General features: G+C 64.5%; 14 protein-coding genes. 10 read left to right on the plus strand and 4 right to left on the minus strand.

Annotated features, from left to right (window positions below; all coding sequences use genetic code 11):
* Positions 1 to 72: 72 nt before the first annotated feature.
* The 10 genes from FRF71_RS13955 (at position 73) to FRF71_RS14000 (ending at position 10,769) form a co-directional block, all read left to right on the plus strand.
* On the plus strand, positions 73 to 1,962 hold the full coding sequence (locus FRF71_RS13955; protein ID WP_147091226.1) for an ABC-F family ATP-binding cassette domain-containing protein: 1,890 nt from the start codon (positions 73 to 75) through the stop codon (positions 1,960 to 1,962).
* A 13-nt stretch (positions 1,963 to 1,975) separates the two neighbouring features.
* Positions 1,976 to 2,449, plus strand: a complete 474-nt coding sequence (locus FRF71_RS13960; RefSeq protein WP_147091227.1) for a GreA/GreB family elongation factor — start codon at positions 1,976 to 1,978, stop codon at positions 2,447 to 2,449.
* 93 nt (positions 2,450 to 2,542) lie between these two features.
* On the plus strand, positions 2,543 to 4,438 hold the full coding sequence (locus FRF71_RS13965; protein WP_147091228.1) for a DUF3604 domain-containing protein: 1,896 nt from the start codon (positions 2,543 to 2,545) through the stop codon (positions 4,436 to 4,438).
* A 9-nt stretch (positions 4,439 to 4,447) separates the two neighbouring features.
* Complete coding sequence (locus FRF71_RS13970; RefSeq protein WP_147091229.1) at positions 4,448 to 5,281, plus strand: peptidyl-prolyl cis-trans isomerase; 834 nt, start codon at positions 4,448 to 4,450, stop codon at positions 5,279 to 5,281.
* Positions 5,278 to 6,261, plus strand: a complete 984-nt coding sequence (locus FRF71_RS13975) for a HupE/UreJ family protein (protein WP_238339259.1) — start codon at positions 5,278 to 5,280, stop codon at positions 6,259 to 6,261. Before FRF71_RS13970 ends, FRF71_RS13975 begins: the two co-directional genes overlap by 4 nt.
* Positions 6,258 to 7,238, plus strand: a complete 981-nt coding sequence (locus tag FRF71_RS13980) for an acyltransferase family protein (RefSeq protein WP_147091230.1) — start codon at positions 6,258 to 6,260, stop codon at positions 7,236 to 7,238. Before FRF71_RS13975 ends, FRF71_RS13980 begins: the two co-directional genes overlap by 4 nt.
* A 12-nt stretch (positions 7,239 to 7,250) precedes the next feature.
* Complete coding sequence (locus FRF71_RS13985; protein WP_147091231.1) at positions 7,251 to 8,057, plus strand: crotonase/enoyl-CoA hydratase family protein; 807 nt, start codon at positions 7,251 to 7,253, stop codon at positions 8,055 to 8,057.
* A 59-nt stretch (positions 8,058 to 8,116) separates the two neighbouring features.
* Complete coding sequence (ribB, locus tag FRF71_RS13990) at positions 8,117 to 9,418, plus strand: 3,4-dihydroxy-2-butanone-4-phosphate synthase (RefSeq protein ID WP_147091232.1); 1,302 nt, start codon at positions 8,117 to 8,119, stop codon at positions 9,416 to 9,418.
* Entirely contained in the window at positions 9,418 to 9,837 is a 420-nt protein-coding gene (ribH, locus tag FRF71_RS13995) for a 6,7-dimethyl-8-ribityllumazine synthase (protein WP_147091233.1), read from the plus strand. The genes ribB and ribH overlap by 1 nt, the downstream gene beginning before the upstream one ends.
* Positions 9,834 to 10,769 (plus strand): aldo/keto reductase, encoded by a 936-nt coding sequence (locus tag FRF71_RS14000; protein WP_238339261.1) that lies wholly within the window; start codon positions 9,834 to 9,836, stop codon positions 10,767 to 10,769. The genes ribH and FRF71_RS14000 overlap by 4 nt, the downstream gene beginning before the upstream one ends.
* A 10-nt stretch (positions 10,770 to 10,779) precedes the next feature.
* Here the strand turns inward: FRF71_RS14000 and FRF71_RS14005 are convergent, their stop codons facing one another.
* Genes FRF71_RS14005 through FRF71_RS14020 form a run of 4 tightly spaced genes read right to left on the minus strand, consistent with a single transcriptional unit; the run spans position 10,780 to position 14,044 of the window.
* Positions 10,780 to 11,307 (minus strand): DUF1254 domain-containing protein, encoded by a 528-nt coding sequence (locus FRF71_RS14005; RefSeq protein ID WP_147091235.1) that lies wholly within the window; start codon positions 11,305 to 11,307, stop codon positions 10,780 to 10,782.
* Positions 11,304 to 11,888 carry a DUF1214 domain-containing protein gene (locus FRF71_RS14010; RefSeq protein WP_147091236.1) on the minus strand — a complete coding sequence of 195 codons (585 nt, stop codon included), beginning with the start codon at positions 11,886 to 11,888 and terminating at the stop codon, positions 11,304 to 11,306. The genes FRF71_RS14005 and FRF71_RS14010 overlap by 4 nt, the downstream gene beginning before the upstream one ends.
* Positions 11,878 to 12,966: an Rv3169 family protein gene (locus FRF71_RS14015; RefSeq protein ID WP_147091237.1), complete on the minus strand. Its 1,089-nt coding sequence runs from the start codon at positions 12,964 to 12,966 to the stop codon at positions 11,878 to 11,880. Before FRF71_RS14015 ends, FRF71_RS14010 begins: the two co-directional genes overlap by 11 nt.
* A gap of 4 nt (positions 12,967 to 12,970) precedes the next feature.
* Positions 12,971 to 14,044 carry a phosphotransferase family protein gene (locus FRF71_RS14020; protein WP_147091238.1) on the minus strand — a complete coding sequence of 358 codons (1,074 nt, stop codon included), beginning with the start codon at positions 14,042 to 14,044 and terminating at the stop codon, positions 12,971 to 12,973.
* Positions 14,045 to 14,056: the final 12 nt, after the last annotated feature.

The following is a 14,056-nucleotide window of genomic DNA, read 5'->3' on the forward strand; positions in this document are numbered from 1 at the left end:
TTCAAAGCCGCTCTGCTCCCGTATCGTGACACGCGGCTTTCGATTATCGTCCGCTCCTGCTAGGCGCGCGCCATGCTTAACCTGACCGGGATCACGGTCCGCCTTGGCGGACGCACGATTATTGATGATGCGACGGCCAAGTTGCCGCCGCGCGGGCGCATCGGGCTGATCGGGCGCAATGGCGCGGGTAAGTCCACGCTGGTCCGGGTAATCGCGGGGATGCTGGAAGCCGATACCGGCGAAGTGACCATGCCGCGCGGCAGCAGGCTGGGCTATATCGCGCAGGAAGCGCCCGGCGGCGATGCGACGCCATTTGAGACGGTTCTGGCCGCCGATACTGAGCGCGCCGCGCTAATGCTGGAAAGCGAGACCTGCCACGACGCGCACCGCCTGGCCGAAATCCACGAGCGGCTGATCACGATCGAAGCGCATTCGGCGCCAAGCCGCGCGGCCCGGATCCTGGTCGGTCTGGGGTTTGACGAAGCGGCGCAGCACCGCCCGCTGGAGAGCTTCTCTGGCGGCTGGCGGATGCGTGTGGCCCTGGCCGCGCTGCTGTTCTCGCAGCCTGACCTGCTGCTGCTTGACGAGCCTTCGAACCACCTCGACCTTGAAGCCGTGCTGTGGCTGGAGGATTTCCTGCGGTCTTACCCGGCCACCATCCTGCTGGTCAGCCACGAGCGGGACTTCCTCAATAACGTGGTCGATCACATCCTGCACCTCTCCGCCGGCAAGCTGACGCTCTATCCGGGCGGCTATGACGCGTTCGAACGCCAGCGTGCTGAGCGTCAGGCCCAGCTCGCCTCGGCGCGGGAAAAGCAGGAAGCCTTGCGCGACAGGCTACGCGATTATGTTGCCCGCAATTCGGCGCGGGCCAGCACGGCCAAGCAGGCGCAGTCGCGCGCCAAGGCGCTGGCCAAGCTGCAGCCGATCGCCGAGATGATCGACGATCCCTCGCTGCAGTTCGATTTTCCCGATCCGGAAGAATTGCGCCCGCCGTTGATCACGCTTGATCTCGCATCGGTCGGCTACGGCGATGTGCCGGTGCTCCAGCGGCTCAACCTGCGGATCGATCCGGACGACCGGATTGCGCTGCTGGGTCGCAACGGCAACGGCAAGACCACCTTGGCACGCCTGCTTTGCGCTCAGCTTGCCCCGCTGGATGGGTCGATGACAGCCAGCGGCAAGATGCGCGTAGGCTATTTCACCCAGTACCAAGTCGAGGAGCTTGATCGCTCCGAAACGCCGCTGCAGCACATGACCGTGTTGATGAAAGGCGCTAGCCCTGCAGCAGTGCGGGCCCAGTTGGGGCGCTTCGGCTTCTCCGGCCCCAAGGCCACGACCGAAGTCGGCAAATTGTCAGGCGGTGAGCGCGCGCGCCTTGCCCTGGCGCTGATCACGCGCGAGGCGCCGCATATGCTGATCCTCGACGAGCCGACCAACCACCTCGACGTCGATACCCGTGAGGCGCTGATCCAGGCGCTCAATGCCTATTCGGGCGCTGTGGTGATCGTCAGCCATGACCGGCACATGCTGGAAACCACGGCGGACCGGCTCGTTCTGGTCGATGGCGGCACGGCGCGGGAATTCGACGGCTCGATCGACGATTACATCGCCTTTGTCCTCGCCAAGGATCCCGCCCAGTCCCGCGGCGGCGGCGAGCATGACAACGACAACCGCAAGATCAACAAGAAGGACCAGCGCAAGGCCGCTGCCGAAACCCGTGAAAAAGGCCAGGCGATGCGCAAACGCGCGAATGCGGCCGAGGCTGAGCTGGCCCAAATGACTGCCCAGCTGAAGGCGGTCGATCAGGCAATGTTCGATCCCAAAAGCGCCCAGGCCCACCTCGCCAAGCTGACCATGACCGAGCTGATGAAGCACCGGGCCGAACTGGAAGCGCGGATCGCAGCGGCGGAGGTAGCCTGGCTGGAGGCGAGCGAAGCCCTCGAAGCACTTGTCGCGTGAGACGGGGGCCAGCATGAGCGTTGCCTTCCGGCGCGACGGCGACGAGGAACACCTGGAGCCGAAATTCGAACTGCCGATCCCGCCCGGACCGAACCGGGTGACGGAGCGCGGCCTGGCGCTGATCGCGCAGCAGGTCGAAGCGCTGGAAGCCGAAGTGGCCGCGCTGGCGGGACTGGCGGCGGATGATCCGCAACTGATGGCGGCCAAGCGCAGCCTGCGTTACTGGCACACCCGGCAAATCACTGCCGAACTGATGCCAATCCCGACGGGCGAGACAGTCGAGTTTGGCGTGCACGTAACCTTTCGGCTCAATGGCAAGGAACGGACCCTGGGAATTGTTGGCGATGATGAAGCCGATCCCGCCGGGGACCTGATTTCATGGTCCGCCCCGCTGGCCCGCGCGATGATGGGCGCCGAGGCCGGCGAGATGCTGGATTTTTCCGGCCGCCCCGATGTCATCGAAGTCCTGGCGATCGCGGTCCGCTGATCACCAATTCCGCAACAACTCGGGATTGACGCTCTGCATTTGCGTGGCATGGTGAATTGCAAAGCAAAACTGAAATGCCATGCGGAGGGGAATATGCGGCGCAAGGTTATGCTGGCAGCATTGCTGCTGGGGACAAGCGGGCTGATTGCAGGTTGCGATCAGGTCAAGAATGCAGTCGGTGGCAAGACCGTCGAGGTCAAGGAAGCCGATTATCCGGAAAAGGTGCTGTGGGGCGATACCCACCTGCATACCGCCAACTCGGTCGACGCCTTCGGCTTCGGTGTCCGCCTTTCGCCCGAAGACGCCCTGCGCTTTGCCCGCGGTGAAGAAGTCACCTCGACCACCGGCCTCAAGGCCAAGCTGCCTCGTCCGCTCGACTTTCTGGTCGTGACCGATCACGCCGAAGGTCTCGGCGCCACCAAAGCGCTCTATGATGCGCCGCGCATGTTGATCACCGATCCCACGATGCGCCGGTGGTACGACATGATGCACGAAGGGCCCCAAGGCTCACAGCGCGCAATGGCAGAGATCCTGGACGCGCGCGGGCGGAACGATCTGCCTAAGGCCATGCTCAATGCCGGCGATGCGGCCGAACGGACCAAGTCGGTCTGGAAGTCCAACATGGAGACGGTCGAGGACTACAACGAGCCGGGCAAGTTCACAGCCTTCCACGGATTTGAATATACCCTGATGCAAGGCGGCAATAACCTGCACCGCAACGTGATCTTCCGCGATGGCGCCGACAAGGTTGGTACAGTCGCGCCGATCGACCCGACCTACAAGGCCACGCCGGACGAGATCTGGAACTACATGGAAGCCTATGAGAAGGCGACCGGCGGGCGGGTCCTCGCAATCCCGCACAACTCGAACCTCTCCAACGGCCTGATGTTCGAGCTAACCCAGCCCGGCGGCGGGCCGATGACGGCAGCCTATGCCAAGCGCCGCGCGAAGCTCGAACCAGTGGTCGAAATCACCCAGATCAAGGGCGACAGCGAAGCGCATCCGTTCCTGTCTCCCAACGACGAATTCGCCGGCTTTGGCGTGGCTGGTTGGGAACTGAGCAACCTGCTAGGCAACCAGCCCAAGACGCCCAACATGTTTGCAGGTGAGTATGTCCGTGAGGCGCTGAAGCGCGGGCTGCTGCTCGAAGCGCAGATGGGCGTGAACCCCTACAAGTTCGGGGTGATCGGCTCGACCGACAGCCACACCGCGCTTTCAACTGCCGATGAGGATCAATTCTTCGGCAAGCACACCGGTAACGAACCCAACCCCAACCGCGTCATGCAACCGCAGAACCTGGGCACTCGCAAGGGCCGATTCGGTTGGCACTACCTGGCCAGCGGCTATGCCGCGGTCTGGGCCAAGGCCAACACCCGCGCCGCGATCTTCGATGCGATGGAGCGGCGCGAAGTCTATGCCAGCACCGGCCCGCGCATGACCGTGCGGTTCTTCGGCGGCTGGGACTTCAAGGCCGATGACCTGAAGGGCAACTGGGTCCAGGCCGGCTACAAGCGCGGCGTGCCGATGGGCGGGGAACTGTCCGGCGGCAAAAACGGCGCGCCCAGCTTCATCGTATCGGCGCTGAAGGATCCGATCGGTGCCAACCTTGACCGTGTTCAGGTGGTCAAGGGCTGGGTCGACAAGTCTGGCAAGGCCCAGGAAAAGGTTTTTGATGTGGTCTGGAGCGATCCGGGCAAGCGCAAGCCCGTGGGCGGCAAGGTGCCGGCGGTGGGCGATACGGTTGATGTGGCCACGGCGACCTACAAGAACACCATCGGCGCGCCGACCCTGGCCACTGTCTGGACCGATCCGGAATTCGATCCCGCCGTGCGCGCGTTCTATTACGTGCGCGTGATGGAGATCCCGACGCCAAGCTGGCCAGCCTATGATGCGGTTCGCTTCAAGCTGAAGCTAACCCCGGACGTGCGGGTCAAGCAGCAGGAACGCGCCTATACCTCGGCGATCTGGTATAACCCGACCAAGTCATAAGGAGCCTAAATGACCTGGCGGACCCGCGCAGCGGCCTTGCTGCGCGAACCCTTGGTGCACTTTCTGGTCGCCGGGGCCCTGATCTTCGTCGTTCTGTCCGGCCGTGCTCCCGATACGGGCGAGCGGCGGATCGTGGTCGACGAAGCGGTCGTGACTGGGCTGGTCAACAATTATGTCCAGGCTTTTCGCCGCCCGCCGAGCGACGATGAACTGGACGGGCTGATCCGCGACTACGTTCGCGGCGAGGTCTATTACCGTGAGGCGCTGCGGCTGGGACTCGACCGTGACGATGATGTCGTCAAGAAACGGCTGCGCAACAAGATGCTGGCGATTGCGGGGGCGGAAGCCGAAGCGACCAGGCCAAGTGACGCTGAACTCCAGGCACTGCTCGACAAGGACCCAGCGCGCTACGCCGAGCCCCCGCGCTACACGCTGGAACAGCGCTACCTGGGGTCAGACACGCCGTCCCTTCGCGCTGCTGCAATCGCACAGCTTTCTTCGCTGAAGCCGGGCGATGCTCCGACCCTGCCCGAGCAACCCATCCCCCTGCCTGGAACCCTCGATGGCGCCCCGCTGATCGATATTGCGACCCAGTTCGGCGATGATTTTGCCCTCGCGCTCGAAAAGGCGCCGACCGGCCGCTGGACTGGTCCTGTCGCATCGGGCTTCGGGCTGCATCTGGTAAAGGTGATCCGGCGCGACAATCCGCCACCGCCCAAGCTCGCAGATATCCGCCAGCGGCTTGAAAACGACTGGCGCAGTGCGGCGGTGCGCAAGGCTGAGGAAGACAACCTCAATGCCCTGCTCAAAGGGTATGACGTCGTGATTGAGAAGCCACGGTGAAACGCCTCGCGCGGCTGCTCCTGGCACTGCTGATGCTGGTCGGCCTTGCCCCCGCCCGAGCCGATGAACTGCGACCCGGCTACCTTGAACTTACGCAGCAGAGCGCCAGCGAATGGAAGCTCGTCTGGAAAGCACCGATCCTGGGCGGCCTAGCCACCCGCGCGCAGCCGCTTTTGCCCGACTATTGCCAGCTCCGGCTGGAGACGCCGCAATTGGCGGGACCTGCCGTGGTCGCCAAAGGCACGGTCACCTGTAGCAGGTCGCTCGATGGCGCGACTGTTGGCCTTACCGGCATGGAACCTGGCTCGACCGACGCGTTGCTCCGGGTTGCGCCCTTGGGCCGCCCGATCCAGAGCGAGCGGCTGACCTCCGGCAGCAGCACCTATACGGTCAGCGGCGTACCCGATCGCTGGCAAGTGGCCCGAACCTATTTCGTGATCGGTGTCGAACACATTGTCGCCGGGTTCGATCATTTGCTGTTCGTGGTCGCTCTGGTCCTGCTGTTGCAGCGCGGTCGGGCGGTCGTGGTTGCAGCATCGGCCTTTACGCTGGCCCACTCGATTACCCTGGCCGGTACCACCCTGGGTCTGTTTGGCCTTCCGCAGACGCCGGTCGAGGCCAGCATTGCGCTTTCGATCGTTTTCCTTGCGGTAGAGATCGCCAAGGCCAGACCGGGCGAACCGCGCCTGTCGGAGCGATTGCCTTGGGTAGTCGCCTTTCTGTTCGGCCTGCTCCACGGCTTCGGCTTTGCCGGCGCGCTGCGCGAGATCGGTCTGCCTGAAACCGACGTGCCGATGGCGCTGCTGACCTTCAATCTTGGCGTGGAAGCGGGACAATTGCTGATCATCGCCGCGACCCTGGCGGCCCTAGCCACGCTTGAGCGCTTGGCCCCCAAGGTGCGGCGACCTGCAATCATCGCCAGCACCTACCTGATCGGCGCGACTGCCAGCTTCTGGTTCATCGAACGGATCTGGGCGTGAGCGCTGCTGCACCGCGCCTGGCGGGCCTTGATGCACTGCGCGGGATTGCCGCGCTGCTGGTGATGGGCCTGCATGCCAATGCCGTGTTCGGCGGGCTTGGGGCCTTTTCCAAGGGCTACCTGGGGGTCGATTTCTTCCTGATGCTATCGGGCTTCCTGATGGCCCGGATTACCGAACCGCGGCTTGCTGCCGGCCTCTTGCCGCAGCGCTTCATGGTCGCGCGCTACAAGCGGTTCTGGGGCACGGTGGCGCTGGGATCGCTGATCGGCATTCCGTACCTGTGGATCCGCGCAGGTGGCGAATGGTGGCCGTTCCTGCCAGCCTTGCTGGCCAACTTCGCGTTGCTGCCCTGGCCAGTGGCCAACCTGCTGTTCGCGCTCAACATCCCCGCCTGGACAATCTTTGCCGAACTGGTCGCCAATGGCGCCCATGTCTTCGCGCTGCGCCACCTCACCAACCGCTGGTTGGCAGTGCTGACCATCGTTCTGGGCGGGTTGACGGTGTGGGTTGCCATGGCCTGGGGCTCGCTCGATGTGGGCGCCCGGCCAGGTCATATCTGGGCGGCGATCCCGCGGGTGTTCTTTGCCTATTGCCTGGGCATCGGCCTGTGGCGCTGGCGGCAGGAGCGGGTGCTGCTCCCCCTCCCCGCCGCCGTGGTCCTCGCCGCCATGTCGATTGCTATCATGGGCAGCTGGTATGGTGACTGGCGCACCTGGCAATTCGATCTGGCCTTCGTCGTGCTGCTCTGCCCGCTAGTCATTTCTGCGGCGACGGCAATCACGCGCCAGACCCGGCTCGGTTGGCTCTCCGCCGCGATCTCGTTCCCACTCTTCGCGGTGCACCTGCCGATCCTGGAAGCCGTCCGTGAGCTGGGTGGCAGCAAGTGGCAGGCGATCCCGCTCGCCCTTGCGACCGCTCTCACAATCGTGTGGTGGACAAACCGCCGCGATGCCCGCAAGGCGCTGGCAAAGACTTAGAGGAGACCCCCGATGGAACCCGCCGTCCTGTTCGACCTTGACGATGCCGGCATCGCCACGATCACACTCAACCGCCCCGATATGCGCAACCCGATCTCGGGCGACGATGTCGTCAATGGCATTTGCGATACACTGGCGGCAATGGAAGCCAATCCCAAGGTCCGCGTCGCGATCCTGACTGGCGCCGGCAAGGCCTTCTCATCGGGCGGCGATATCAACGCGATGAAGCCGGGCGGCGGCGGGCTCAATGCCGGTCTCCCCGCCGGAACCCGCGGTAACTACAAGCGCGGCATCCAGCGCATTCCGTTGGCCTTTGCGGCCCTCGAAGTTCCGGTGATCGCTGCGGTCAACGGCCCGGCGATCGGCGCGGGGCTTGATCTGGCCTGCATGTGCGATCTGCGCATCGCCGGCGAAAGCGCCAAGTTTGCCGAGAGCTTCGTCAAGCTGGGGATCATTCCGGGCGATGGCGGAGCCTGGCTGCTCCAGCGTGTCGTGGGCTTCTCCAAGGCGGCGGAAATGTCGCTGACCGGGGACATGCTCGATGCTTCCGAAGCCCTGGCCTGCGGACTGGTTTCGCGCGTTGTGCCGGATGCGGACCTGCTGACCGAGGCCCGGGCGCTTGCCGCCAAGATTGCCGCCAATCCGCCGCACGCCGTGCGCATGACCAAGCGCCTGCTGTGGGAAGCGCGCCGCGCAGACCTCGCCACTGTGCTGGAGATGTCGGCCGCCATGCAGGCCGTCGCCCATGCCACCGGCGATCACGAGGAAGCGGTCAACGCCTTCCTCGAAAAGCGGAAACCCGTCTTCAAGGGTGACTGAATCACATCGATGTGATTTTCCGCCTGTTGCATCACATTGTGATGTGATAGGCGATTCGCATGTCTGCTGAACTCATCGATCGCGTCCGCCGTCTTATCAACGATGGCGGCATGTCGCGCGCCGGCCTCGCCCGCGCTGCCGGGCTCCATGCCAACACCTTGCGTGACTGCACGGAAACCGACTGGAACCCCACGGCCGAGACCCTGCGCAAGCTTGAACGCTTCCTGTGGGACAGCGACGATGAGCCGGTGCTGGTGCCGATCGAAGAGATCATCGAGGAAGCCCGCAACGGCCGCATGTTTATCCTGGTCGACGACGAAGACCGCGAGAACGAGGGCGACCTCGTCATCCCCGCGCAAATGGCCACGCCCGACGCGATCAACTTCATGGCCATGCACGGCCGCGGCCTGGTCTGCCTGACCCTGACCCGCGAACGGACCGAGCAGCTGGGCCTTGAACTGATGAGCCGCAACAATGGCACCCGGCATGAAACCGCCTTCACCGTCTCGATCGAGGCGCGCGAAGGCGTGACGACCGGGATCTCCGCTGGCGACCGCGCCCGCACTGTTGCCGTGGCGATCGATTCCAGCAAGGGCCGCCAGGATATCGTCACCCCCGGCCACGTCTTCCCGCTGATCGCGCGCGATGGCGGCGTCCTGGTACGCGCCGGCCACACAGAAGCTTCGGTCGACATTTCGCGCCTGGCCGGCCTCAATCCCTCGGGCGTGATCTGCGAGATCATGAACGAAGACGGCACCATGGCGCGGATGGATGACCTGCTGCCCTTCGCCCGCAAGCACGGGCTGAAGATGGGCACGATCCGCGACCTCATCGCCTATCGCCGCAAGCATGACCACCTGGTCGAAAAGCGGGCGGAACTGCGGTTCCAGAGCAAGTGGGGCGGCGAATGGACCGCCTATACCTTCTTCAACAAGGCCACCGAGGACGAGACGATGGCCCTGGTCAAGGGCCACATCACTGCCGACAAGCCTACCCTGGTCCGAATGCACACAATGAGCATGTTCGTGGACGTGTTCGGTGAGACCAACGAGCGCTCGGGCCTGCTCTCGCGCTCGATGGAGATCATCGCCGAGGAAGGCACCGGGGTGCTGGTACTGATCAACAAGCGTATGCCAGGCATGGTGTCGCGCTTCATCGAACTGCGCCAACAGGGGAAAGGTGCCGGCGCGCCCGAAGTCGAGCAGCTGCGCGATTACGGGGTCGGCGCTCAGATCCTGGCGGAACTGGGCGTCCACGACATGATCCTTCTCACCAACACCCACCACACCCTTGCCGGGCTCGATGGCTATGGCCTGTCGATCGTCGGAGAGCGGCCCATCACCGGAACGGCAGGCGAATAATGGCGAAATTTCTTATCGTTGAAGCGCGCTTTTACGACCACCTCAACGATCAGCTGATCGCCGGGGCCAAGGCCGCGCTGAAAGCTGCCGGGCACCAGGCTGACGTCATAACGGTCCCCGGCGCTCTGGAAATCCCCGGCGCGATCAGCCTTGCCGATCAGGCCCAGCTCTATGACGGCTATGTCGCGATCGGCGTGGTGATCCGCGGCGAGACCTATCACTTCGAGATCGTCGCTGGCGAAAGCGCCCGCGGCATCATGGCGCTGACCATGGATGGCATGGCCATTGGCAACGGCATCCTTACGGTCGAGAACGAGCAGCAAGCCCTGGTCCGCGCCGATCCGGCCCAGAAGGACAAGGGCGGCGAAGCGGCCAAGGCGGCGATTGCAATGCTCGAGCTGCGCGAGAAATTTACGTGAGTCATCCGGCAATTGCCGGGATTCCGCTAGTCCTGGGTGGCAACGTCTTCGGCTGGACCGCGAACCGCGACACCAGCTTCGCCATCCTCGACGCGTTTTATGTAGCCGGCGGGCGGATGATCGATACCGCCGACGTCTATTCCGCCTGGGTGCCGGGCCACAGAGGCGGCGAGAGCGAGGCGGTGCTGGGCGATTGGCTCGAAAGCCGCGGCGTGCGCCAAGATATGCGTATCCACACCAAGACCGGCATGCTCGCACCCGGAGGCGGCGATCCTTCGCTCTACGACCCGCAGCGGATTGCGCATTCGCTCCAGCAGTCCCTTGACCGGCTGCGGACCGATTACATCGATCTCTACTATGCCCACCGCGATTACACAGAGCTGTCCGCCAGCGATATCGTCGCCGCCTTTACCGGTGCAGCCGAGGGCAAGGTTCGCGCGTTTGGCGTCTCGAAGTTTTCGGCGGCTCGCCTTGAAGCGGTGCTGTCCGCCAGCAAGGCCAGCGGCGGGATGGCGATCACAGCGCTGCAAAACGAATACAACCTGGTGTCACGCGCAGACTATGGCCTGGATCTGCAGGCGATCTGCACCGCAAGCGGCGTAGCGATGCTGCCGTTCTTCGGCCTCGCCAACGGCTTTCTGTCCGGCAAGTACCGGGTGGAGGCCGACCTCGGCAAATCGGTGCGCGGCATGCGCCTGCAGCAGCTGATCGTCACCGGCAAGCCGATGCTGGCCGCGATGGATCAGATCGCCGCCGAAACCGGCGCTTCGCATGCCGCCATTGCTCTGGCCTGGCTGCGCCATCAGCCTGGCATCGCGGCTCCGATCGCCAGCGCCACCCGCGTAGAACAGCTGGTCCAGCTGATCGAAAGCGCCGCGCTTGAACTGAGCGACGATCAGGTCGAGCGCCTGAGCGCCGTTCAGCTCGGCTAGGCGCCCGCGATCAACCCTTCACCGGGGCGCAGCTATCGGCGCGGCGGGCCTGGTCGACCTCGGCAAACAGTTCTGCGGAAGGTGCCAAGCGCCGGTCGAGGATGATCCCCTTGTCCGAGGGTGAATTCACCACCTGCATACCCACCGGTGCCACCTGATCCTCGCGCTTCAGCACAAACCGGATGCCCTTGGGGTACTGCGTCGTGTCCAGCGCCGCGATATTGTCCGTATTCGCGGCGAATACCGAGAGCGAGACATAGCCCTGGTTGGGTGACGGTGCCGCGCTGACCAGCAACGGTCCCTTGCTGAGATCATAGACGCAGGAGGAATAGGCGAGATCCGGCGATGGCCGCACCACGCCGCGCGAATCCTTGGTGGTGCGCGGGCCAAAACTGAACTGGTTGATCCGGGCCCCATCGCCGGACATCCGGTTCATCGCCACTTTCATCAGTGCGTGCGGTACGGCCATGACCAGCCCGACATGGCCAATCACTGCCGCGCCGACAAACAGTGCCAGCAGTTTGAGGTTGCGGGTCATGCTGCACCTCCGCAATCAAGCTTGGTGACTTTGGGCATCGGGATCGCGTCATAATCCTGCTGCGCCTGCGGCGTCGGCTGATAGAGACGAAGGGTAATGTCGTAGTCGCCCGCCTTGTTGGTCGAGGCCCAGGGTTCGCCATCTGGCTGCTTGGGCGAAAGGATGCCGGTCCATTCCGCTTTCCCCGTCGGCTGCGCCTCGGTCTGGTCAAACGATAGGGCATCGTCGTCGTTGAGCGGCAAGTAGTTGTCGGCCGCGTAGACCGTGATCGACCACCACCGCGCCGGCATGGCCCCACCGGTCACCCGGTACCGGCAATCCTCGCGCAGGCGGGCACCGCTATCGTCGGTGTTGCGGCTGAAGTAGATCGCCTGGCTCTTGTTGAGCGCCAGTAGACCCGAAACAGCCACCCGCGCGCGGGTCCAGGGATCGGCATCGACCGAGCCGGTCACCTTGCTGCCGCTCCATCCCGAGTAGGTGTCGCCCTGCACCATGCCATGCTGCAAGGTGTACCATCCCGAAGCCGCGCCGACGGCCAGGCCGGCAAGCAGCACGCCAGCGGTAGCGAGCTTACCCGACATCCATGAACTCCTTCAGGCCAAGGGGTTTGTAAGGCCCGATGATCAACTGCTCGAACACGCCCATCCCCTCGCCATAGCGCTCCGAGCGGACGCGCGAGACGAACTGGACATGGTAATTGTCCATCGTGCGCGGATCGCATTGCGCCAGGCCAAAGTCCTCGCGCTCGACCACCTGCTTGCCGTGGTAGAGGCCGTGGCCCCACTTGGGATGGGTATACCCAAGCCCGCGCATCTGGAATCGGCCGAGCGGCTCGAAGGTGATGGTGTCGGGGCCGTCCGGGGTTTCAACCGTGATCGTCCCGCCATCGGGCCAGCGTGTTCCCGGCATAAGCGGTGATGCCATCTGCGCAGCTGGCGTCTCGTAATGCCCTTCTCCCCCGCTGCCGTCCGGCGCGATCACGGCGCGGGTGTTCCAGGCGTGGCCACCTGCATCCGCATTGATGTGGAAGAAGACCGAGCGGTCCGCGAAGTTGAGCGGAGTCCATTGCCAGAAGAAGCCCGGGATCACGCCGTGGCCGTGGGGCTGCTCATCACGCGAGCCGACCGGGCGGACACCCCATGAGCGGTCGCGCGTCCCGGCGGTGCCGGGTGCGCAGTCCTGCCGCACGCCGTCGATCTCGATCCAGCCGGCGTAGTGGCCGTTCTGGGTCAACCGGGTGTAGTCCATGAAGGTGCGCGGCCCGATCCGATGGATGAAGCGCGGCTCCTCGATAGGAAAGGCTCGGCCCGTGAAAGTCAGGTCGGCCTTGAGCCCCTCCCCGTCAACAACGACCCGCAGTTGTTGCAGCGGCTCGATGATTTCGATCCGGATCGGCCCAACCTGCAGGTCAAACCGTTCCATGTTGAGCTCGCGGCTGGCGTGGACGTTGTGCTGCACCCCGTCGCGGATCGCCGAGAAATGCGCGTCGGCCACGTTGAGGTGCGGGTAGATCCCCAGTGCCACGGCAAAGAAGCCCGTGCCATCGGGCGCATAGCCATTGAAGAAATAGCGATCGTAGAAGTTGCGATTGGTCCCGGCATAGGCGACCGGTTCGGGCGTCTGGTGCAGCGGAAAATCGTCACCCTTGGTCAGAACCATCAAATCAGCCTTTCAGCTTGGCGATGCTGCCGTGCTGCAGCGCCAGAGCGCAGCCGCCGCGGGCCATCGAGAGGAAATTGGCATCGCCGCGCTCGGTCCGCTCGACGTAGGCGGCGCTGAACACGGCGGTGGAGACGCCGTGCAGCGCGCCAATCACGTAATCGTCCCAGATCGCGTCACGGGTCAGCGGCACGCCGCGCGCGGTCATCTCGGCGCAGTAAAGATCGAGCAGTTCGTTTTCGTGCACCCGCCGCAGTTCGTCGCCGATCCCTGTGCCAAGGAAATAGCCGATGTCGGTCATGGCATTGCCCAGCGCGACCGTCTGCCAATCGAGCACGGCAATCGGCTCGGCGCCGCCCTTGATGTCGAACAGCATGTTGTCGAGCCGGAAATCGCCGTGGATCAGGCACTGCGGCGGATCCTGCCGCCCCATGCGCTCGGCGTTGACCTCCGCCAGTTCCTCGCAGAGCGCCATGAACTCCGGCTCAAGGCTGTCGGCATAGCGTTCGCGGAAGATCGCCTGAGCGTTGGGGTAGAGCGCGCCGATCTGGGTGATGACCTCGGGCTTGGGCTGCAGCCATTCGGTCGCCAGGATCTCGGCATGGCCCCAGCTGGGGGCATGAAGGGCTGCTGCCTGGATCACTCCGACCCGGGCATCTTCCGCCGTGCAACCGGCGATCTGGTTGCCGCCCCGCGCCGGTCCCAGATCTTCGAACAACAGGATGAAATCGACCCCATCGGGGGCAATCTCGGCCGCAATCGTCCGCGGCACGCGCACCCCCAGGTGCTGCTGGAGCTCTCGGTAGAAGCCGACTTCCTTGGCATAGAGCCCGAACATTGCCGCCGTGCCGCGACTGGTGGGATCGGCCGCCGGGAACTTGCCCGCCAGCGTCGCCGGACCGGCTCCGGGCTGGTCATAGCTGACATGGAGGCGGACGCTGTCACCCACCTGGCCAGTGCCAATCGGCTCCCAGCGAATAGCGGTGACGGAACCACGCTCAAGCAGCCCAGCAGCGCGCAGGCGCTCGGTCAGCCAGGCAGGCGTAATCGAATCTGGGTGCGACGGTATCGCTGTCACCCGGCCCTCTCC

The organism is Novosphingobium ginsenosidimutans (genome assembly GCF_007954425.1).
Taxonomy (GTDB): domain Bacteria; phylum Pseudomonadota; class Alphaproteobacteria; order Sphingomonadales; family Sphingomonadaceae; genus Novosphingobium; species Novosphingobium ginsenosidimutans.